The following is a 22,455-nucleotide window of genomic DNA, read 5'->3' on the forward strand; positions in this document are numbered from 1 at the left end:
AAGAATAAAGAAGAAAAAAGTAAAAATATGGTATAATGTTGATGAAAATAAATAATATGGAGGAGCTATGAGCCTAGAAATTGTAATAGGGGAAGCATTTAATGGTGAGTGCATTTGGATAAGATATGGGGAAAAACTAAAAACAAATATTATTATAGATTCTGGGCCAGCTATTTTTGTTAATGGATTTATAAATTTAGTTAATAAAATAATTAAAAATAATGAAGAAGTAGATTTACTAATTTTAACACATATTGATGATGATCATATTAATGGATTTAGAAAATATATAAATAGTAAAGATTGTAAATATATAAAAAAAATATGGTTAAATGGAGAGCCAATTCATTACTATGAGAATCAATCACATTCACCAAAAAATATTGGGGGATTAGTACAAGCAATAAAGAATAAAAATATTGATATAATAACACCGATAGTAGCAGGGCATGTTGAAGAGATTAACGGTGCAAAGATAACAGTACTTACACCCACAGATGAGGCTGTGATTACCGTAGCTAAGGAAATTGAGCGGGCAATACCACATTCTACGAATATGAAATATAGTTTAAGTCTTGATGAATTATATAAGATAGATAAATATGAACAGGATAAAAGCGATACTAATAAAGCATCTATTTCTTTTGTTTTTTCGTATATAGAACAAGACATTGCATTTCTTGGAGACGCTCATGCAGATGATATTGTAGATGGAATGAATAAATATTGGAATGAAAAAGAAATTAGTATTGTAAAGTTGTCACATCATGGAAGTAAATATAACATAAGCAATGACCTTCTTAAAACAATGAATAGTAATAAGTATATTGTTTGTAAAAAGTCGCCAATTCACAAAGAGACAATAAGCAGAATAGTAAAATACAATAGAAATGCAGAGGTATATTGTAATTATGATTGGTGGACAAGTAGTAGGTTTTTTACATTAAAAGATAAAGAGAAATATTTAGATACAAACAAACTAAAGATGATAGCTGTAAATAAAGATGGAAGAGTTATTTGAAAATGAGGGTTAGAATATGGTAAATAATAGCATGATAGAATCGTTATCCGTAAGATTGGAGATTGAAAGAGAAAGTGGAGAATGGGAAATTATAGGGAGTGGGGTTATTTGGGTTCCAAGTGAAGGTAGCGAATATACATATATTTTCACCGCAGGACATGTAATTAAGAATTATCTAGAAGATAACTTAAAATTTATTGTAAGATACTATGATATAAATAAAAAAGAAGCATATGAAATTATAGATAAGGAAGATATTGAAGTTCATAAAGACTATAGAGAAAGAAGTAACCCCAATGGAAGAGAAGAAAATGATGTTGCAGTATTAAGAAGTAAAAATATAAACTGTAAAAAAACAAAATACTATCTTAGTATACCGTCTAACGTAAATAGAGGGTCTAACTTAAATTTTTATGGATTTACTAAGAAATTAAGTTATTTAGGTTTTGAAGTTAATTGCAATGAATATAAGGGGAATTTCAATAATGCAGTTTGTAAATCAAAAGAATTCAAGTATAAGCTTGATGTCACAAATGGACTAAGTGCAGTAATGAAAAATGACGATTTAATAGGTACATCTGGATCAGGCATATTTGTTGAGAATGATGGTTATATTTCGTTAATTGGAGTACATACTCATGGTATAGGTGAAGAAATTACACTAAATATCGCTATAGGAATGAGTGCAGAACTTTTGGTAGACATATGTATTGATAAAGAATGGGATATACCTGAGATATCGTCAAATATTAATGGGAATCTTTCGAAGTATATCAAAGAGTTTGAAGAAATTATTACCAATCAAGATATAATCGATGTAATGTTTGATATTGTAACGGAGGATTTTTCACAGTTAATAAAGCTTGATTTTTGTGAATACTCTAAAATGTGTGAGCACGGAGATTTCTATCATACATGTGATGTGTTTAGATTTTATCTATTAATAATTATTACCTTAATTAAGTATTTTAATGAAGGCATTACAATGGATATATTAATTGATAAAATCCGCTCGATGAAATTAAAATATGTATGTAGTGATGGGGTTGGAGAAAACATAAGTGGTTTTACCGTAACAAGTTTTATTAAATCAATGGAAAATGACTATTTCAATCGAAATGAAATTATGGATGAATCTTTAGTTATTTGGGGATCAAAATTTCATGTTAGGGAACCGTTAGATTGTTCATCTGAGAACTATAGAAAAATTATTTTAAGAATATCTAGTAGTAATAATAATAAAGGATTCGATATTCTATATGGAAGAAAAAGGCCTGAAAATTTAAGCATAATACATATCGATAATATAATAAATTATATTAATGAAAATAAATTAGAACATTTAAAAGACTATATGGTTTTATGATGTGTAGTTTGGAGGTTAATATGATATTTGAGGTAGATAATAAAATAGAAATGATAAAAAAAAATGTGGAATACAGTGATATAAAAGTGAGACATTTTATAAATAATTCTGATGACTATGATATTAATATAGTTTGTTGTCAGATAAATAACAAAGATATATTAAGGTCGCAATGGATGAAACTAGTTGATAACATAGCGATGTATGTTCAAGCAGAATTAAAAGAAGAAATAGAGTGTTATAATGTATATGTAATTTTCTTTATTGAAAATATTGATAAAGAGTTAATGAATATAATAGAACAGGATAAATATTCATCAAGAAAGATAATAATTAAGGAAAAAATGCCAGAGGCAAATAGTACATTGTTAAAATTATTAGAAGATAAATTGTTTAGTGTTGAAATTGAAAATAGCAATAATAATAGTATTAGTAATAACCATTTATATGAGCATAATATCGAATTGTATAGACTTATTAATAAAAATTATGATTGTCTAGATACAAAACTAGAAGAAGTATTGAAAGTAATATCAAAGGATGAACTATTCTAGAGGATTAATTTAAAATGGGGTGCTAATGTGAATAAAGTTACACAAGTAAAGTTTAATGATTTTAGAGTATTTAATGGTGAAACAATATTTGATTTTAACATAAGTAAAAATCAAATTGCAGATTTCATTTGTATATATGGTAAAAATGGAATGGGAAAGAGTTCATTTTTTGACGGAATAGAATGGGCGTTTAATGGAAAGATTGATAGGATGGAAAAAGAACTTAAGAATGATTTGAGAAGCTTTAGTGGTAGCATTCTTAAAAATACTGATTCACTAAGTGAAAGCTGTGAAGTAAGTGTTAAATTTTCTAATGATAAAGAGATCAAACGATGGTATAAACAAAGGATAGATGCAATAAATGATTATAAACCAGGTAAAATTGAAGGCGATTATAAATGTATTCTAGGAAATGATAAACTTATACTTCCACATTCAAAGATAGATAGCTTTATTTATGCGACAAAACCGTCAGATAAATATGAACAATGGGGAGAGTTTTGGGATCCAGAAGGAGAAAATCGAAAGCAATTTAATAATATTTTTAATTTAAAAAAAGAGTGTCAAAAAAAAATATTAAAATTGGAAGAAGAAAAAAAAGAAACAGAAAATAAGTTGAGAGAAGTGCAGTTAGATGAAAGTGATATAAGAACAATTAATAACATTATTGAAGAGTACAACAATATTTTAATAGAAAGAAATGAAAATATAGATGTCATTTCTATGAGGGGTGATGGAGAATTAGTATTTACAAATTTAAAATATATTTCAGTTCAAAAATCAAAATTACTATCAGCAAAAGATAATAGTGAGAATAAGCTTCATAAGTTAGAATATGCGAAACAGAATTTTGAAAAATATAATAATGCAAAAAATAATGTAATCAATATTAAAAAGGATATAGAGAAGTATGAAAAAGAAATTTCAGATTATCAATATAAAGGTAAGCTTTTGATAGAATTAAATGTAAGAGAAAAAGAAATTAATAATCTTAGATTAGAATTTAGTGAGATAGATTCAATTAAACAGTTAGGTGAAGAGTGGTTTAGAAGATATTTAGTATTTGATAAGAGTAAAGGTACAATAGAAAATATCAATAGTGAAATAGATATAAAGAAAAGGATTTTAGAAGATATTAAACTAAAGGAAAGCAATTTAGTACAACTAAAATCAATTAATGATAATGAGTATAATAAATATGAAAAAGTTAAGGAAATATTTATATCACAATTGGAACATATAAGAAATTTATATAAAAATATAGATAATCATTTAAATTACATAAAATCAATAGAAGTTGAAATAGAATCGATTAATAAAAACATAGAATCGACTAAGGCTGTAATAAGCGAATTTAATATTTTTATTTTAGATCTAAATGGTACTCACAATAATTTAACTCATCAGTGGAATAGTATAAAAAAGAATGAAATTATATTAGATAATTTTTATAATAAATACAATGAAGAGATAGAAATTATAGATAAAGATATTACTAAATTAGATAATGAATATAAAATAAATAATACAATTTATTTAGAATCAGAAACATCTATGGAATTACTAGTTGAGATCAAAAATAAACTAAAAAGTTATGTTAGGCAAAATTATATTAATATATGTCCTATATGCAATAATCCATTTGAAGATTTCTCGCAACTTATCTCCGAAATAGAAGTAAATGAAGGAAATAATTTAAGTGACAAATTGTTAGAAAATGTAGAAAATAGTAGGCAAATCTTAGAAGATAAAATCACACAGAAGAAGAAGTTGTTTGGTGAAATAAATAAAAAAATTGATGAATTAAAATCAAAAAAATATGATGAGTTAAATAAATTAAACTTAGAGAAAAACAAGTTAAAGAACATACTTATAGAAGAAACAAATATAATAAGTACTGACAGAAAAAAAATAAAAGATTTTAAAAATATGATAAATCAACTTCTTGAAAAAAATATAAAAAATTATATGGATATTTTTGAAATCGAGAAAACTATAGATATTAGAATATATGAGTGTAAAAATCAAAAACAAGTATTAGGATCAGAAATACAAAATATAATTAAAGAAAAAAACAAGTTGGATGAAAACATTCTAAAATTACAAGAAATTATAGAAAAATTAAATGAAAGTTGTTTACAGTTTACTAGTGACAATTATAGTATGTATTATTATAGTTTATTAAAAAAGTATAATATATTAGATATAAAAACTTTACATGGAAATCTAAATGAGAGAGAGAATTTAATTATATTATTACAAAATAATATAGATGAGATACATAAAAATATATCAAGAATCGAACTTAAGAATGATATCAATATTAATAATCATGAGTATAAAGTAAAAGAGTTTAAATCTAAATTGGAAAGATATAAAGAGTGTATTAGAGACTATAACCGAATTACATCTAATTTGGTTAATAATACTATTGAATTAATTTGTAAGAGTCAACAAGAGGAAGAATGTCTATTAGAGAGTTTAGAGAAAAAGTTAGCATTACTAAATGATTTAATGGGTCAAGTATCATTTGATAACTATAATAAAGATATTAATAATCTTAAAATAAAATTAGCTCATATTGATGAAAAAATTAAATTTTATAAAGTAGGTAAAGATAAACTACAAAAAATATTTGATCAATTTAAAGAGAATATAGAGAAGAATGTAACTACAATATTTAGTGGAAAAACTATGGACTCAGTATATAAAAGGATAGAGCCACATAAAAATTACACAACTTTAAAATATGAAGTTGAATTTAATGATAAAGAGCAACCAGAATTGTATATAAAGAGTGAGAAAAATGACGGTGATTCTACTATTTTACCTCAGTTATTCTATAGTTCAGCACAATTAAACACAGTGGCACTAAGTATGTTTTTAGGAGAGGCGCTTTCGAAGAAAGATACAGAAATTAAGACAATATTCATAGATGACCCTATTGGACATTTCGATGATATAAATATATTAGGTTTCGTAGACTTATTAAGAACTATAGTTCGTGAGTTTGGGTGGCAGATCGTTATATCAACACATGATGAAGTATTATTTAATATTCTCGAGAAAAAGATGTCTAATAAGTTTTATAATTCAAAATTTATAAAATTTACATCACCTGGATGCATTGAAACAATATAAGTGAAAATAGAAATTAAATTTTTAAGTGAAACAAGCATAGTCCCTGTAATAATTGTAATAGGGACTATAGTTATATGCAAAATAATAATGACGACGAAATGGTATTGAGTTATTATTTTAAATATCAATTATCAAGAATATAATTGATCTATTGATTATGATGAAGAGGAATTAAATTCATAGATTATTTTCATAAATATGACTTAATTGATGGAGAATACTTAGATAACCTTGAGAAGTATATTGAAAAAGTTTCAACACCAGCAGACCTTGTTGAAACAGCATATATTGATTCGCTCAAATCTATTTTAGCTTATTATGTAAGACAGGAATGATTTTGTGACGAAATTTGAGAACAAGCAATTGAGAAAAAGATATTCTTGAATATTTTATTAAAGTTAAAGGATATTAAAGAGTAGGACTTATGACTCTTGTTAGGTAGGTCACAGGAAAAGTATATATAAGTGAAAACCGAGGAAATTAATCCTCGGTTTTGTTTTTAAAAATAAATTCAACTAAGTTAATTGTTTATAATAATCGTCTCCTTAACTGCATATCATACTAAGGATAGGCATTAGATTCTGGCCTAAATCAGTTAATGAATATTCAACCTTTGGAGGAACCTTAGGATAAACTTTCCTATTAATTAAATTATCTGCCTCTAGTTCTCTTAGCTATTGAGTTAGCATTTTTGAGTTACTTGAGGAAGCTGTTTTTTAAATTTGTTAAATCTATGTGTCCTATCTTACCTAAAGGCCAAATAATAAGGGGCTTCCATTTGCCGCCAATTAAATCAATTGTAATTTCAAAAGTACATGTACAAGTTTTATTTTTAAGTCCTAAAATATTATAGCTAAGTTCCATTTGTATGAGAAAAAATGAGAAAGGTATAACTGATAAAATGAATGGATGCAAAAAATGAAAGAGGCAGATGGTATATTACTAGGATCTCCGGTTCATTATTCAGCTATAGCTGGAACTATGAAATCATTTTTAGATAGAGCATTTTATGTTTCGAATTGTGGACTTTTAAAGAATAAGGTAGGAGCAGCAATAGTAGCTGTTAGACGTTCAGGAGGAGTTACTACTTTCAATCAATTGAATAATTATAGTAATTATGCTGAAATACTTATGCCAAGTTCAAATTATTGGAATGTAATACATGGAACAAAACCAGGGGATGCCTTAGAAGATGAAGAGGGAAACAAATAATGAGAATACTTGGAAAAAATATAGCGTACTTATTGAAATTAGTACAAAACGGAAAAGGAACTGTTGAAGAACCAGAAATAGAAAAAAAGGTATTCACGAAATTTATTAGATAATTTTGAAATAGACACAGTAACAATACCCACCACGCCTCTTAATAATGCGCACCAGGGTGGTTTTTTTGTTTTATATATAAACAGAGTTGGAAACATATTAGAAATACATTGAACCAATAATAGCCATTATATAATAAAGACATATACAAGTTATAACCAAACCAATGAAACTACCTATAAGTCCTTTTATAAATTCTCTTTTAGTAAATTCAACACCTAAAATATTAATCATAAAATTACCTCTCTGTATAAATTATATCAATATGAAAAACTTTCTAAACCATTTTTAAATAAAATATGATGAATAGTATATAACTAGACAACAAAAAATATAAAAGGTATACTAAACTGTGCGTTTTTATACAGTATACATGGAGACGATCGTCTTTATATAGAAGAAATAAGAAAAAACAAATAAAAATTAAAAGGAGAAATACTATTGTTATTTGAAAATTTAAATATAATTAAGCCTATACAGAAGGCTTTAAAAACTGAAGGATATACAAAAGCTACACCTATACAATCGAAAGCTATTCCACCACTACTTGAAGGAATGGATTTATTAGGATGTGCTCAAACAGGTACTGGAAAAACAGCAGCATTTGCCATACCAATTTTACAAGGTCTTTCATCAGAGCAAAAAAACTTAAGAGGAAAGAGACCAATAAAAGCATTAATACTAGCTCCAACAAGAGAACTTGCAATTCAAATAGGAGATAGTTTTGACTCTTATGGTAAACACTTAGGTCTTAGAACACTAGTGATATTTGGTGGAGTATCTCAGCATCCTCAGACTCAATCACTAGATAAAGGAATTGATATTTTAGTTGCAACTCCAGGTAGATTACTTGACTTAATAAACCAAAAATTTGTTTCATTAGGCAATATAAAATACTTTGTACTTGATGAAGCAGATCATATGCTTGATATGGGAATGCTTCCAGATGTAAGAAGAATAATGCAACATATCCCCGATAAGAGACAAACTATGTTTTTCTCTGCTACTATGCCTACTGAAATTGAAAAACTTGCAAATGACCTACTAACAAATCCAGTAAAGATAGAAATAACACCTGTATCTTCAACAGTCGATATAATAAAACAATCTGTTTATTATGTGAATAGAACTAATAAGGTACGCTTGTTAATTAATATATTAAAAGACAAATCTATAGTTTCTGCATTAGTGTTTTCGAGAACAAAACATGGAGCAGATGATATAGTGAGAGCCTTAGATGTGGCTGGAATTCAAGCACAAGCCATTCATGGGAATAAATCTCAAAATGCTAGACAGTTAGCTTTAAATAATTTTAAAGAAGGAAAAACAAGAATATTAGTTGCAACAGATATTGCAGCTCGTGGAATAGATATAGATGAACTATCCCATGTATTTAATTTCAATTTACCAGAAGTTCCAGAAACCTATGTTCATAGAATCGGTCGTACTGGACGAGCAGGTCATGAGGGAGTTGCTATTTCTTTTTGCACAGAAGAAGAAAAGCCACTTCTAGAAGAAATTCAAAAGTTAATATCAAAATCAATACCTGTAGTTGAAGGTCACCCTTACCCATTAGTAGATATGCCTGGTGAGTTAAAAGCAGTACCTAAAAGAAAGCCTTCAACTCCAAGAACTTCAACTAAAAAAACTACTGCTGTTAATAATAAAAAGGTAAAAGAAAAAAGTACATCGAAAAGTAATGAAGCAAAAACTGATAAAACTAGTGAATTAAAAGCAGTACCTAAAAGAAAGCCTTCAACTCCAAAAACTACTTCTCCTAATAATAGGAAAGGGAGAGAAAAAGTTTCAGCAAAAAGTAATGACACAAAAACTGGCACAAATCGTAATTACTCTAGAAAGAAAAAGGGAAATTAATATAACTACTATTATCAAAAGGTTGTATCTAAAAAGATACAGCCTTTTTAAATTATAAGGAAATTACAATTTCTAACTACTAAACTTGAGCAACGGACCTGCTTTTCAAGGTCGTTGGCGACATGAGCTTAGCGAATTTTTAATGGTGTACCAAAATATGTACATGGATTATATAGAAAATAGTTTGAAAAAGTATTATATTAGAACTGTAGTTAATATTAAAAATTGTGAAGGGGAACAGGGGAAATTATATGTATAAAACTACGAAATAATTGGGGGAGGGCATTATGAAGTTAAAAACAAAAGTTAAAATTATATTGTCTAGTTTAATAATAATGTCATTTATAGTAACGGGTTGTCAAAATAAACCAACTGAGGTTACAATTGAACAAAGATATGAAGAAGTAAATAAAAGTGAATTATCTTATGAAATAACAACTAATATGAATTCATATGAGACAGAAAATAGCTTTGTAGGTACAACTCTTTCAGGTGAAATACCTAGATATGATGATAAAACATATGGACATGTATTAGGAGATTTTACTTACTACTCTGAGGCAAATCCAACAAATGTGTCTTATAAAGAAGCTTTAGAACTAGCATTTTCAGTATTGCCAGATGACATAAAAGAAGAAAGAGTTAAGTATGATGAAGAAGTAGGAAAAACTTATATAGTTTATTCATCTAGTCAAGGGAATTTCGTATTAGGGTTAGTTCATGGTTTTAATGAAGATAACATAACTTACAATAAAGATAGGGTAGTAGGAATAGACTATCAAAAGGAAATAGTAGAATAGTAAACAAGGGGAGGGAATGGTAATTATAAATAAAAAAATTAATACAATGTATTTTAGTGCCACAGGTACTACTAAAAGAATAGTATGTGAAATAGGGGAAGAGATATTAGAAAATACTGATGACAAAATAACTATAAATACTATTGATTTTACACTACCAGAAAGTCGAAAGCAGCAGGTATTATTTAAAGATGAAGATATTGTTGTTATAGGGGTTCCTGTTTATGCAGGAAGAGTTCCTAATGTATTATTGAAATATTTAAACTCTATTAAAGGTAATGATGCATTAGCTATTTCAGTAGTTGTTTATGGAAACAGAAATTATGATGATGCTTTAATAGAACTTAATGATATCCTTGAATCAAATGGCTTTAAGATTATAGCAGCAGGTGCTTTCATAGGAGAACATTCATTTTCTAAGATTCTTGGTCAAAATAGACCAGATGAAAAAGACATGGCTATAGTAAAAGACTTTTCTAACAAAATATATGAAAAACTAACAACTGAGGATAAATTTGAAAGTTTAGCTGTAAAAGGAAGCAAGCCTTATAGGGAATATTATAAGCCTAATAATAAAGAAGGTATTCCTGTTGATATTAGAAAGGTTACTCCAAAGACTAATAATAGTTGTAATGATTGTAAACTTTGTGTAAGTGTCTGTCCAATGGGTTCCATTGATTTTAATGATGTATCTAAATTAAATGGAATTTGTATTAAATGTGGGGCTTGTATTAAAAACTGTTTTACTAATGCAAAATATTATGATGATGAGGATTATCTAAGACATAAATATGAATTAGAAGTTGATTTTGCTTCTAGAAGAGAACCAGAATTATTTGTATAACAGTTATAATAAAAGTAAAAGAACTATCTCAAAATAGAAAATTATTCTACATGAGATAGTTCTTTTTTAGGGGACTGTTTATAATAATCATCTCCCCAACTGCACATCATACTAAGTATAGGCATTAAACTCTGGCCTATATCAGTTAATGAATATTCAACCTTTGGAGGAACCTGAGGATAAACTTTTCTATTAATTAAATTATCTGATTCTAGTTCTCTTAGCTGTTGAGTTAGCATCTTTTGAGTTACTTTAGGAAGCTGTTTTTTTAATTCGTTAAATCTATGTGTTCCCTTAGTGCCTAGATGCCAAATAATAAGAGGCTTCCACTTACCACCGATTAAATCTATTGTAATTTCAAAGGTACATGTATAAGTTTTGTTTTTAAGCTCTAAAGCATTACAGCTAGATCCCATATTCTCATCCTCTCTATAGTATCCTTTTGGGTACTATGGTACAAAATAGTGCGTACTTGTTATAATTAAACTTAATTTTTATAATTGTAGCATGGTTTATAAAATATAGCAATCGGAAATTATATAGATAATCTAGTAATAATACCATTTTGAAGGGAAGGTTACTGTATGTATAAAGCCAAAATTAATTATTTATATCATTCTAGTTTTATAATGGAAACAAATTCAAATATTTTTATATTTGATTATTTTAATGATAAAAGTGATAGCCAAAACAGAAATATTAGTAATGGCGTTATTTGTGATGAAGTTTTTAATACTAATAAAGATATTTATGTTTTTGCTTCTCATGGTCACCATGACCACTTTGACCCATTGATATTTGAGTGGAAAAAAGTTAACCCGAAAATAGAGTATATTTTGAGCAGTGATATTGAAATAAAAGATAATTATCCTGAGCATAAGATAATTTCTGAGGGGGAAAGTATTGAGATAAAAGATATAACTGTAAAATCGTATGGATCAACAGATATTGGTGTATCTTTTCTTATTAAGGCAGATGGTATAAATATATTCCATGCAGGAGACTTGAATTGGTGGCATTGGTATGATGAAACCGAAGAATTCAATGTTAACATGGCTAAAGACTTTAAAGTTCAAATAGAAAAGCTTAAAGGTGAAGATATAGATATAGCATTTTTCCCAGTGGACTCTAGACTTAAGGAACATTATTATTTAGGTGGAGAATATTTCATTGAAAATTTAGCTCCTAAATTATTTATACCAATGCATTTTGGGGATGATACTGAAGTTACTAAGAATTTCTTTGAAAGATTTAAAAATTCTAATACTAAAATAGCAGTTATTAATGAAAGAGGGCAAGAAATACTTTATTAATTAGGAGGATACAAATGGATGCTATATTAAATAGAAAAAGTATAAGAAAGTACAAGGATATAGAAGTAAGTAATGAGATTGTTGAAGAATTATTAAAAGCAGCTATGGCAGCACCTTCTGCTGGAAATGAACAGCCTTGGGAATTCATAGTTTTAAGAGACAAAGAAATTATGAGAAAAATAACTGAAATACATCCATATTCAAAAATGCTATTAAATACAGATGTTGCAATTGTAGTTTGTGGAGATGAAGATAAAGAAAAATATAAAGGATATTGGGTTCAGGATTGTTCAGCTGCTACAGAAAATATATTAATAGCTGCTGAAGATAAAGGCTTAGGTGCTGTATGGCTAGGAGTTTATCCAACTGAAGAAAGAGTAAATGCAGTAAAAGAAATATTAAATTTACCATCTAGTGTAATTCCTTTATCAATAATACCTGTTGGATATCCAGATGAGGAAAGAAAACCAGCAGATAGATTTGATAAAAGTAGAATACACTATGATAGATGGTAATGAAAATATAAAATTTAGATAATTTATTAATTATATGGGAGGAAGAATACATGAAAGTTGTTGCATTTAATGGAAGTCCTAAAAAAGAAGGTAATACATATCATGCTATAAGAATGGTAGCAAATGAATTAGAAAAAGAAGGTATAGAAGTTGAGATTATACATGTAGGAAACAAGACTGTAAAAGGATGTCTTGCATGTGGTGCTTGTATGAGAAATAGAGATGAGAAATGTATAACTGATAATGATGAAGTAAATGAATGGATACAAAAGATGAAAGAGGCAGATGGTATATTATTAGGTTCTCCAGTTCATTATTCAGCTATATCTGGAACTATGAAGTCATTTTTAGATAGAGCATTTTATGTTTCAAATACTGGACTTCTAAAGAATAAGGTAGGAGCATCTGTAGTAGCAGTTAGACGTTCAGGAGGAGTTACTACTTTCAATCAGTTGAATAACTATATTAATTATGCTGAAATGCTTATGCCAAGTTCAAATTACTGGAATGTAATACATGGAACAAAACCAGGAGATGCGTTAGAAGACGAAGAAGGAAAACAAATAATGAGAGTACTTGGAAAAAACATGGCATACTTATTGAAATTAGTTGAAAACGGGAAAGGAATTGTTGAAGCACCAGAAAAAGAAAAGAAAGTATTTACTAACTTTATTAGATAGTTTTGATAATAAATGAAGATTAATCTTGAAATAAAAAAAATCTATAATCCATGGGTTAGAGAGAGTCAAGCAAGAATTTTGCTTGGCTCTTTTTTTATATTTAGACAAAAATTATTTGTATTACATTAAAAATAACATCGATACTTTAAGGTTAATTTAAGGTTTAACACGTAATATGAAAGAATGATGAATAGAGAATTAATAAATCGAGTTAATGATTGAAAGAAATATATATCAATGACTGAAAAAAGGAGCGTTGTTATGAATGTAAAAATCTTGAAAAAATATTTGCTTATTTCAATTGGTTCAATCTCCCTTGTTTTAGGGATTTTTGGTGTTATCATTCCTATATTACCAACTACACCATTTTTGCTACTGACTTCATTCTGTTATATTCGCAGTTCAGACCGACTATATAAATGGTTAATTAACCATAAAATTTTTGGTGAGTATATCTACAACTACATAACTTATAAAGCTGTTAAAAAAAGCATTAAAATTAGCGGTTTAATATTTTTATGGATTACACTTGTAAGTTCAATGCTGGTAGTAGCAAATGTTCATGTTAGAATATTTCTTTTCATAGTAGGCATAGGAGTTAGTATTCATCTGGTTAAATTAAAGACACTAGATAAAGACAGTATAGGTTCTTTAAATAAATATTATATTGGGAGGTAAATCAAAATGAAAAAAAATATTGTAAAGATTATTTTAGACATAATAATGTCAGTGCTACTGTTTTTAATGTATAGCAAAAGGGTTATCAGTATTAGCTTTCATGAGATAGGTGGCTTAATTGTATGTGGACTAGTTCTTATTCATATGGGGATTAACAGGAAGTGGATAGTAGGAGTTACCAAAAGATTATTTGATAAATCACTGCCAACAAAGACAAAAATAGGATATGTCATTAATAGTTTGCTTTTCATATCGGTTACGTTTATTGCTATAAGTGGAATTATAATTTCTAAATCACTTTTCCCCGGAATGTTTAATGGTGGTGCCTTTTGGAAGTCAGTACACTATTTTGCTTCAGCAATAATTATTATATTGGTTGGCATACATATAGGTTTACATTGGACCTTTATTAAGAGCATGTTCGTAAAAGCACTGAAGTTACCGAGTGTTATCGCCAAGCCTATGGGAATAATATGTCTTTCTATAATTCTAATTTATGGTGGATATAGTTTAACTACAAGTAGTCTTACAAGGTGGTTAACAGCTCCTTTTAGTATGTCTACTATTTCAAAAGGTGGAATGCAACAACATGGTAATAGACCTGAAAAAGGTGAGAGACCAGAAGGCTATGGTAAACAAAAAGGCGAGTTTGGTAAACAAGGAGAACTTCCAGGTAGTAGCTCATTAAACTTCGAAAGAATATTTGACCTAATTGCTACCTATGGCTCTATTACAGGTGTATTTGCATTTATTACTGTTATAATTGAAAAAATATTAAAAAGAAAAAAGCGAATTGTTGTTATTTAGATTTAATGAAAATGAAAAAATATTTAGATGGATTATGAAAATAGGCCATGTTTTAATATAGTGTTGAAATTAAATATATATTGAGAAAGAGGAGAATTAATTCTCCTCTTTTTACTTCATAGTATATAAAAACTCTGTAGTTCCAATGAAATTAATTTTCACGAATGGGATTCCAGTTTAAGTCTTTTTCATCATTTTCATTAGGTTTTCTTACATATTTCAAACTACCTTTATCACACGCACCAAATTCTATAAAGTTTTTTTGTGCCTGTCTTAATGAAACATCATTTGCTCCTCCTTCATAATCAGGCTCATCAAATTGCAGCATATCATCTTCCCAAAAACATATGTTACAAATATCATAAGTGCCTGGTGGTTCTTCATCTAGAGTTTTATAGCCACAACAGGGACAAGTGTATTTTTTCATTTTTTCCTCCATTTTAATAATGATAATATACGGTATTATACAACTGTACAATAAACTATGGTTTGATTATATACTAAATATAACATTACTTATAATGCATTTAAACTTATACATTCATTTTTTCAAATTTCAACACTGAGTTAAAACATAGCCTAAAAATATAAATGAAATTGCCGATATAATTATAAAAGACTAAAACGAAATAAATTCAAGAAGGAAGTGAGATAAAATGATTAAATTTAAAACCTATCGTTACATAGACAATGATGTATTTAAATGTGAGGCTTTTTCTATGTTAATACCAGAAGATTGGTCTGTTTCTGGAGGTATTACTTGGAGGCAACACGCTACTATGCCTGGAGCAATCAAACTTTCCATTAGAAGTTCTGATGGGCTATATGAATTAAACTTACATCCATCAATACCTTATTATTGGGGTAAGAGTTCTTTTTCTTTTTTCGGTCCAAAGGAAGGATCATATTATATGGGCAATGAAGTAAGACGCCCTGTTTCTGGATATTTGCAGTATCTTGAGCAATATATTTTGCCTAAAGGGGGATTTAGAACTAGAATTGTGGAGCATAGGAAATTTCCTGAGTTAGAAAAGGCTTTGTATGGAGAAAATCAAGGAGGACTTGGAAGCAGTGTTTCTGTTGATGGTGGAATTGCCAAATTAGAATATGCTCATAGTGGTTATTTATTTGAAGGAGATATCACTTGCGGCATAGTAGTTAATAATATGATGTATGGACAAACCTCTTGGATTGCTGATAAAATTATTTCCACTCGCGCTCCAAAAGGAAAGTTTGAAGAAGCTAATAAAGTATTTGCTATTATGTTAAAATCCTTTAAATTTAATCTTCAATGGTTTAATCTATATAATCAATTTGTGGGATCACTTACACAATATGTAATGCAGGATATTTATAATGCTGGTGTAATTAGCAGAATTATAAGTACAACATTTGACCATGTATCTGATACAGTGAGACGTAGTTATGAAATGCAGCAAGCATCTAATAATAGGGTTTTTACAGGTATTAGTGAAAGTATAAGAGGAGTAAATTCTTATTACGACCCGTACAAAGGCTATTCTGTAGAAATTCCAAATGAATTTCAATACGTATATGCCAATGCATTAGGAGAATATATTGTAACAGACAACCCTAACTATAATCCTAATGTGAACTCTAATCTTAACTGGACAATTTTAAACAGAAGATAAAATTAACTTAGTGTTGAGTTAGCATTTCTTGACCAAATAGCTCTATGTAGCCTTTTAGTTATTCATATAAAAAGTGGGCTAATGTTATTAATAACTTAGCCCACGTAAATATGTTAATTATTTTGCCATTTCTAATATTTTAACAACATCTTCTTTATAAAGTTTTACAAATCTACCAACAGAACCTGATCTAGTACATTTTTCAGCCATAATATCAAAATCATCATAAGGAATGCCTTCATCCTTCAAACTTATAGGTACGTTTATATCCTTTAAAAACTCTTCAAATTTTTCTATTCCCAACAATGCGATTTCTTCATCTGTTTTGCCGCTGTCATTAACATTAAAAACATGTTTTGCAAACCTAGCAAATCTATCTATATTTTCTTTATAAACATATCTCATCCATGCTGGGAGAACTATTGATAAAGTTATTCCATGAGTTGTTCCATACAATGCTGTTATTTCATGACCTATTCTATGGCTAGCCCAATCTTCCTCTCTACCAAGACCAAGGATTCCAGAGTGGGCAATAGTTCCACTTAACATTATTTCAGCCCTTGCTTCATAATCATTAGGATTTTCAAGTAATTTATATCCATTATCTATAACAGTTCTCATAGTTCCTTCACATAAATTATCAGTAAGCTCTACATTATTAGTATTTGTAAAGTATCTTTCCATAACATGGGATAAAATATCTACTACACCTGCAAAAGTTTGTTTATATGGAAGTGTTAAAGTAAGCTCTGGGTTTAATACTGCAAATTGAGGTCTTAAAAGGTCATTTTCCAAACCTAGCTTTTGAAGTGTTTCCTCATTTGTAATTATTGTAGCAGAACTACTTTCACTTCCTGTTGCTGGAAGGGTAAGTATAACACCTAATGGCAGGGCTTTTTCTAACCCTATATCTTGTGTGAATAACTCCCAAACATCATTTTCATAACATACTCCAGCAGCTATTGCCTTTGAAGAGTCTATAACACTTCCGCCACCTACTGCCAATATAAAGTCTATATTTTCATTTTTACAAATTTCTATACCTTTCTTTACTAGGCTAAGCTTTGGATTTGGAGTTACTCCAGAGAGTTCAACAACTTCTATTTTATTATTATTTAATATTTCTACTATTTCATTGTATAAACCAGATTTTTTTATACTGTCTCTTCCATAGTGGAGAAGTACCTTATTTACATCTTTAGGGATATAGTCTTTTATTTGTGAAACAGAATCTTTTCCAAAAAGTAATTTTGTTGGATTATAATAATAAAAGTTATTCATACTAAGCCCCCTGAGTTTTGACTTTATTACAATTACTTTTAAATATTTCTGTGTAGTTCTTACCATTTTTAATATTATCTCTGTTTTTAATAAATGTTTTAGCACTTAAAATTAACATCCGTTCAGCATTAACCCTTGATTCTATATCATCAATACTTGTAATATCCAAAACTTTAGAATCTCCTACAACTCTTCTAATAATTTCAAGACCGGCGCATCCAGCAGTATCAGACAATACAGAGTCTAAATACCAATTCATATAATATTCTTCCTTTGCCATTACATCAGTTACTATTTCTTTATATAGTTTTATAAATTTACTCTTAAACATTTCTATAGTATCTTCTATAGTTTTTTCAACCCAAGTCGTAAATTCTTCTATGTCTTTAGAGTCCCCAGTTACATAGGCATTTGCCCATGAGAAAAATAAGTTTCCTATTACATTTCCTAGATCGTATCCAATAGGTCCATAAAATGCAAACTCTGGATCTAATATCTTAGTTGAATTTTCTTTTACAAAAATAGAGCCAGAATGTAAATCTCCATGGATTAGAGCTTGTGCATTGTTCATAAAGTTATTTTTAAGTTTTCCTGCCTCGAGCACCAAGTCTTTGTCTTTATATAACTCATTTACTACAAACTCCATATTTTCCTCTAAAACAATATTTCTACCTTTATAATCTATATATGGCTCTGTAAAAACAAGGTCTTCAGATATTTTACAAAGGTCTTTGTTAATATATCTTTTAACATTATCTTTCTTTTTGTGTGAATCCATAGCCAGGTCTGTAGTTGGTAGAAGAGTGTTTACAATAAATGTAGTTATATGGTCTGCAAGATATGGGAAAGTCTTTCTATTTAATAACTCTTTTCTTAAATTGCTATGATCAGATATGTCTTCCATTGAAAGAGCACACATTATAGGGTCGTATTTGTATACTTTTGGAACTAGAGTAGGAGCTAATATTCCTTGCATCATTAAAACTTCTGATTCTATTCTATTTCTATCAACATCTAAAGGTCGTCCTGATGCTCTAAGAACTTTATCTGCTTGTTTTATTACAACTGACTCATTAGTATCTACATCCCAAACCTTAAACACATAATTTATATTTCCATCCCCAATTTCCTTAGCTTTTAAATTAGCATTTTCATTAAATATAATTAATTTTCCCTTTGCATAAAGTATTGCATCATTTTCTTCCATTTTGAAATGCGAGTTAAATTTAGACAAGTTATATCCCCCCTTAACCTTAATAAAACTTTTCGACATCACTATCAAAATATCTATGTAAATCATAAGGACTAAATATTCCTTTGTCTGTAACCACGCCACTTACTAAATGAGGAGGAGTAATATCAAAGGAAGGGTAGTACCCCTTAACTCCATCTAATGTATTTTTTATACCTCTAAATTCTAATACTTGATTAGGATCTCTTTCCTCAATTTTAACCTGTGAAATATTTTTATAATCTTTATCTGGAATACCTGTTACAAAGTAAGGTACTTCAAAGTACTTAGCTACAATAGCTATTTGAAGTGTACCAACCTTGTTTACTATATGTCCATCTAAGCAGATAGAATCTGCAGCTGATGTGAATACATCTATATTTTTATTTTTCATAGTAAATGCAGGCATATTGTCAGTTATTACAGTAACATCAAATCCTTGGTCATAGGCTACACTTGCAGTAAGTCTAGCTCCTTGCAGATATGGTCTAGTCTCTGGGCAAAATAGTTTAATATTTTTATTTTGATTTTTTGCTTCTTTTAACATCATACCGACAATTGTTTCTCCAAAACATTGTGTCATTACATTTCCATTTTGAGGGAACATATCTACTAAATACTTTGCAACAACACCCATTCTAGTGTAGCGATTGTTTATAGACTTAAGTGTATGATTAAAAATTGCCTCATCAACCTTTTTACCATTTTCTAAAGCTAATATTGCAACTTCTAAGCATCCATTAACTATTAATGTCATTCTATTTGCAGTTGTAGGTCTTGCATTTGCCAATGTATATGCTGCATTTTCTAAATAACTTATTTGTTCTTTATATGGTAAGTTTCTACATTCGTAACCGGCCAAAGCCATACCCATTCCTGCTGCTGTATAAGGGCCAGCACTTTGAGTTACCATATCTGTAATAGCTTGAGCAACTTCTACATGGTTATTACATGTAACAAATTTAACTTCTGTAGGATAAATTCTTCTGTCCAATATTCTAACTTTCCCATTATCATACCAAGCTACATTTTCATATTTAAGCATAAAAGCTAGGCCTTCATCAACTCGCTCCATATTTTCACGCCCTTCTTATTATATTTATCAATATAGAGCTAGATATCAAATGATCTCTAGCTCTAGTATTAATATTATTTAGTTGCTTTTGCCTTTAGTCTTGGGAAATTAAACATAATTGCTAATAAGCCGAAAACACCCATTAATATTGAATATATTGAAAATGGTACTATTTCTACTGGAGATATTTTAGCCATACCTGCAGCTAGTAATAATTGGCCACCAAATGGAATTACACCTTGGAATGCAGAAGAGAATATATCTAAAATACTTGCTGTTCTTCTTGGATCTATATCATATTCTTCAGACATATCCTTTGCTAGTGGTCCTGCAGTAATTATAGATATTGTATTGTTAGTTGTTGCTATATCTATTAAGCTTACTAGAGCAGCTATACTAAGTAATGCACCTTTTTTACTTTTTACCTTAGATGTAACTGTTTCTAATAGATAATCAATTCCACCATAGTAATTCATAAGACCAACTAATCCACCTACAACTATGGCTATTATAGCTAAATCTTCCATCCAACCCATTCCTGTTTGTAAAACTTTAAAAAGACCAACCATATTAAAATCACCCATTGCAAGACCTATTACAGCTCCAGAACCTATACCTATTCCTAAAACTAACATAACGTTTAGGCCTATTAATGCAGTAACAATAATTGCTATATATGGAAGAATTCTTACAAATGAGTATTCATAAGTTCCTAATTGAGCATTTCCACCAGCTCCACCAGAGAAGAACATTAATATAACTAAAGTAAGTATAAAAGCAGGTAATATGATTAAAGCATTCACTTTAAACTTATCTTTTAACTCTACACCTTGGGTTCTTGTAGCTGCTATTGTAGTATCTGAAATAAACGATAAGTTATCTCCAAACATTGCACTACCTACTACAGTTCCTAAAACTAAAGGCATACTAAGACCTGTTTGTGTTGCTATTCCAACTCCTATAGGAGCAAGAGCAGTTACAGTTCCCATTGAAGTACCCATAGCAAATGATAAAATACTTCCAACTATAAATAGTCCAGGTAATATCATATTTGCCGGTAAAATACTTAATCCTAAATTAACCATTGAAGTAACGGCACCCATACCATCAGCAATTGAGTAGAATGCTCCTGCTAATATAAAAATAACAACCATTAACATAAGAGTTTGTTCTCCACTAGCCTTACAAAATATATCTATTTTATCATTTAATGATGTTTTTGTTCCTTTTTTATCTAAGAACAAAGCAAAGGCAGAAGAGAAGATAAACGCTAATAATAGTGGCATACTACTAAAGTCGCCTGTTATAATTCCAGTTCCCATAAATAATACTAAGAAAAACACTAAAGGTAGTAATCCTATAAAACTACTGTTCTTATTTCCATTTAGTTTACTCATTACATTACCCCCAATTATAAATACTTTTTATTCTTTTACTTGACCATAGCTTTGAAATAATACTAACATTTTCTCCATTTCCTTATCTGAGAGTATTTTAGGTTCTCCTAAGGCCTTTGCTCTACAGTATATTTCTGCACAAAACTCAATTTCTTCTGCTTTATTAAAAGCATTAGGTAAATCATTCGCACCAGTTAATAAACCATGATTAGCTAGAAAGACACCATATCTATCTTTCATTGATTCAAGTGCATTTTCTGCAAGTTCTTGAGTTCCAAATGTTGCATATTCTGCACATCTTACGTTATTTCCACCTGAAACAGCAACTAAGTAATGTACAGCAGGTAATTCCCAGTTCATACAAGATAGGGTAGTTGAGTATTTGGAGTGGACATGAACTACTGAGTTAATATCACTTCTTTTTTCATAAAAGATTTTGTGCATTGAATATTCACTAGATGGCTTTTGGCTTCCATCGACTACATTTCCATTAAGATCCATAATTAGAATATCTTCTGGTTTAGTTTTAAAATAATCAATGCCACTTGGAGTTATAGCCATTAGATTTTCGTCTCTTATAAAAATACTGATATTACCTCCTGTTCCTGTGGTTAAGTTACTTTCAATTAACTTTTTACCATACTGGACAATTAGTTCTCTTTCTTTTTTGAATATCAAGTATATACCTCCTTTCTTAGTAGATATTTTCATTGATTTTGTAAAAGTTCCTAGCATGCTGTCATTACTAAAGTATGATAAAAATTATACAAATATACTAAAATACAACGCAAAGATATTAAATGTAAGTTATTTAGTATTTGATTATTATGAAAATTATGACAATTCTGATTTGCATATGTAATTAATACATGATTAGGAATTATTTATAACAATGGTATTGA

Annotated in this window: 23 protein-coding genes; 14 read left to right on the forward strand and 9 right to left on the reverse strand. The window is 28.9% G+C overall.

From position 1 onward, the window contains the following. Positions 1-67 precede the first annotated feature (67 nt). The 4 genes from ACUSRV_RS03220 to ACUSRV_RS03235 are packed head-to-tail and all read left to right on the forward strand — an operon-like array spanning position 68 to position 6,082. Positions 68-1,021 (forward strand): ComEC/Rec2 family competence protein, encoded by a 954-nt coding sequence (locus ACUSRV_RS03220; RefSeq protein ID WP_490140482.1) that lies wholly within the window; start codon positions 68-70, stop codon positions 1,019-1,021. Between the two features lie 16 nt (positions 1,022-1,037). Next, the gene (locus tag ACUSRV_RS03225; protein ID WP_490140483.1) at positions 1,038-2,387 is read left to right on the forward strand and encodes a trypsin-like serine protease; all 1,350 of its coding nucleotides are present in this window, start codon (positions 1,038-1,040) and stop codon (positions 2,385-2,387) included. A 20-nt stretch (positions 2,388-2,407) separates the two neighbouring features. Continuing rightward, positions 2,408-2,941, forward strand: coding sequence for an ABC-three component system middle component 1 (locus tag ACUSRV_RS03230; protein WP_490140484.1), 534 nt, complete (start codon positions 2,408-2,410; stop codon positions 2,939-2,941). 27 nt (positions 2,942-2,968) lie between these two features. After that, positions 2,969-6,082 (forward strand): AAA family ATPase, encoded by a 3,114-nt coding sequence (locus ACUSRV_RS03235; RefSeq protein WP_490140485.1) that lies wholly within the window; start codon positions 2,969-2,971, stop codon positions 6,080-6,082. Between the two features lie 545 nt (positions 6,083-6,627). Here the strand turns inward: ACUSRV_RS03235 and ACUSRV_RS03240 are convergent. Further along, complete coding sequence (locus ACUSRV_RS03240; protein ID WP_490140989.1) at positions 6,628-6,729, reverse strand: winged helix-turn-helix transcriptional regulator; 102 nt, start codon at positions 6,727-6,729, stop codon at positions 6,628-6,630. A gap of 271 nt (positions 6,730-7,000) precedes the next feature. On the opposite strand from ACUSRV_RS03240, the gene ACUSRV_RS03245 reads away from it, so the two are divergent. Next, positions 7,001-7,294, forward strand: a complete 294-nt coding sequence (locus tag ACUSRV_RS03245) for a flavodoxin family protein (protein ID WP_490140486.1) — start codon at positions 7,001-7,003, stop codon at positions 7,292-7,294. Between the two features lie 210 nt (positions 7,295-7,504). Here the strand turns inward: ACUSRV_RS03245 and ACUSRV_RS03250 are convergent, their stop codons facing one another. Further along, on the reverse strand, positions 7,505-7,639 hold the full coding sequence (locus tag ACUSRV_RS03250; RefSeq protein WP_490140487.1) for a hypothetical protein: 135 nt from the start codon (positions 7,637-7,639) through the stop codon (positions 7,505-7,507). 207 nt (positions 7,640-7,846) lie between these two features. On the opposite strand from ACUSRV_RS03250, the gene ACUSRV_RS03255 reads away from it, so the two are divergent. The 3 genes from ACUSRV_RS03255 to ACUSRV_RS03265 all read left to right on the forward strand — a co-directional run bounded on the left by ACUSRV_RS03255 (position 7,847) and on the right by ACUSRV_RS03265 (position 10,924). After that, entirely contained in the window at positions 7,847-9,280 is a 1,434-nt protein-coding gene (locus tag ACUSRV_RS03255; RefSeq protein WP_490140488.1) for a DEAD/DEAH box helicase, read from the forward strand. Between the two features lie 287 nt (positions 9,281-9,567). After that, positions 9,568-10,080 carry a hypothetical protein gene (locus ACUSRV_RS03260; RefSeq protein ID WP_490140489.1) on the forward strand — a complete coding sequence of 171 codons (513 nt, stop codon included), beginning with the start codon at positions 9,568-9,570 and terminating at the stop codon, positions 10,078-10,080. Between the two features lie 16 nt (positions 10,081-10,096). Continuing rightward, positions 10,097-10,924 (forward strand): EFR1 family ferrodoxin, encoded by an 828-nt coding sequence (locus ACUSRV_RS03265; protein ID WP_490140490.1) that lies wholly within the window; start codon positions 10,097-10,099, stop codon positions 10,922-10,924. Positions 10,925-10,965: 41 nt separating this feature from the next. Here the strand turns inward: ACUSRV_RS03265 and ACUSRV_RS03270 are convergent, their stop codons facing one another. Beyond that, positions 10,966-11,340 (reverse strand): winged helix-turn-helix transcriptional regulator, encoded by a 375-nt coding sequence (locus tag ACUSRV_RS03270; protein ID WP_490140491.1) that lies wholly within the window; start codon positions 11,338-11,340, stop codon positions 10,966-10,968. Between the two features lie 168 nt (positions 11,341-11,508). On the opposite strand from ACUSRV_RS03270, the gene ACUSRV_RS03275 reads away from it, so the two are divergent. The 5 genes from ACUSRV_RS03275 to ACUSRV_RS03295 all read left to right on the forward strand — a co-directional run bounded on the left by ACUSRV_RS03275 (position 11,509) and on the right by ACUSRV_RS03295 (position 14,917). After that, positions 11,509-12,237, forward strand: a complete 729-nt coding sequence (locus ACUSRV_RS03275; RefSeq protein WP_490140492.1) for an MBL fold metallo-hydrolase — start codon at positions 11,509-11,511, stop codon at positions 12,235-12,237. A gap of 14 nt (positions 12,238-12,251) precedes the next feature. After that, positions 12,252-12,752, forward strand: coding sequence for a nitroreductase family protein (locus ACUSRV_RS03280; RefSeq protein ID WP_490140493.1), 501 nt, complete (start codon positions 12,252-12,254; stop codon positions 12,750-12,752). A gap of 50 nt (positions 12,753-12,802) precedes the next feature. Then, entirely contained in the window at positions 12,803-13,432 is a 630-nt protein-coding gene (locus ACUSRV_RS03285; protein WP_490140494.1) for a flavodoxin family protein, read from the forward strand. Between the two features lie 261 nt (positions 13,433-13,693). Continuing rightward, the gene (locus ACUSRV_RS03290; protein ID WP_490140495.1) at positions 13,694-14,110 is read left to right on the forward strand and encodes a YbaN family protein; all 417 of its coding nucleotides are present in this window, start codon (positions 13,694-13,696) and stop codon (positions 14,108-14,110) included. 6 nt (positions 14,111-14,116) lie between these two features. Beyond that, a complete protein-coding gene (locus ACUSRV_RS03295) occupies positions 14,117-14,917 on the forward strand; it encodes a DUF4405 domain-containing protein (RefSeq protein ID WP_490140496.1) in 801 nt (266 codons plus the stop codon). A gap of 151 nt (positions 14,918-15,068) precedes the next feature. On the opposite strand, the gene ACUSRV_RS03300 is transcribed toward ACUSRV_RS03295, so the two are convergent. Further along, positions 15,069-15,344 carry a CPCC family cysteine-rich protein gene (locus tag ACUSRV_RS03300; RefSeq protein WP_490140497.1) on the reverse strand — a complete coding sequence of 92 codons (276 nt, stop codon included), beginning with the start codon at positions 15,342-15,344 and terminating at the stop codon, positions 15,069-15,071. Between the two features lie 229 nt (positions 15,345-15,573). Here ACUSRV_RS03300 and ACUSRV_RS03305 point away from each other — a divergent pair, with 229 nt between their 5' ends. Then, positions 15,574-16,569 (forward strand): hypothetical protein, encoded by a 996-nt coding sequence (locus tag ACUSRV_RS03305; RefSeq protein ID WP_490140498.1) that lies wholly within the window; start codon positions 15,574-15,576, stop codon positions 16,567-16,569. Between the two features lie 117 nt (positions 16,570-16,686). On the opposite strand, the gene ACUSRV_RS03310 is transcribed toward ACUSRV_RS03305, so the two are convergent. The 5 genes from ACUSRV_RS03310 to ACUSRV_RS03330 form a co-directional block, all read right to left on the reverse strand. Then, entirely contained in the window at positions 16,687-17,850 is a 1,164-nt protein-coding gene (locus ACUSRV_RS03310; RefSeq protein ID WP_490140499.1) for an iron-containing alcohol dehydrogenase, read from the reverse strand. A 1-nt stretch (position 17,851) separates the two neighbouring features. Next, a complete protein-coding gene (gene mtnK / locus ACUSRV_RS03315) occupies positions 17,852-19,084 on the reverse strand; it encodes an S-methyl-5-thioribose kinase (RefSeq protein WP_490140500.1) in 1,233 nt (410 codons plus the stop codon). A gap of 19 nt (positions 19,085-19,103) precedes the next feature. Beyond that, positions 19,104-20,156 (reverse strand): S-methyl-5-thioribose-1-phosphate isomerase, encoded by a 1,053-nt coding sequence (locus ACUSRV_RS03320; RefSeq protein WP_490140501.1) that lies wholly within the window; start codon positions 20,154-20,156, stop codon positions 19,104-19,106. 74 nt (positions 20,157-20,230) lie between these two features. Beyond that, complete coding sequence (locus ACUSRV_RS03325) at positions 20,231-21,553, reverse strand: Na+/H+ antiporter NhaC family protein (protein ID WP_490140502.1); 1,323 nt, start codon at positions 21,551-21,553, stop codon at positions 20,231-20,233. 27 nt (positions 21,554-21,580) lie between these two features. Then, the gene (locus ACUSRV_RS03330; RefSeq protein WP_490140503.1) at positions 21,581-22,231 is read right to left on the reverse strand and encodes an L-fuculose-phosphate aldolase; all 651 of its coding nucleotides are present in this window, start codon (positions 22,229-22,231) and stop codon (positions 21,581-21,583) included. Positions 22,232-22,455 lie beyond the last annotated feature (224 nt).

The organism is Sporacetigenium sp. TC11, assembly GCF_058146105.1.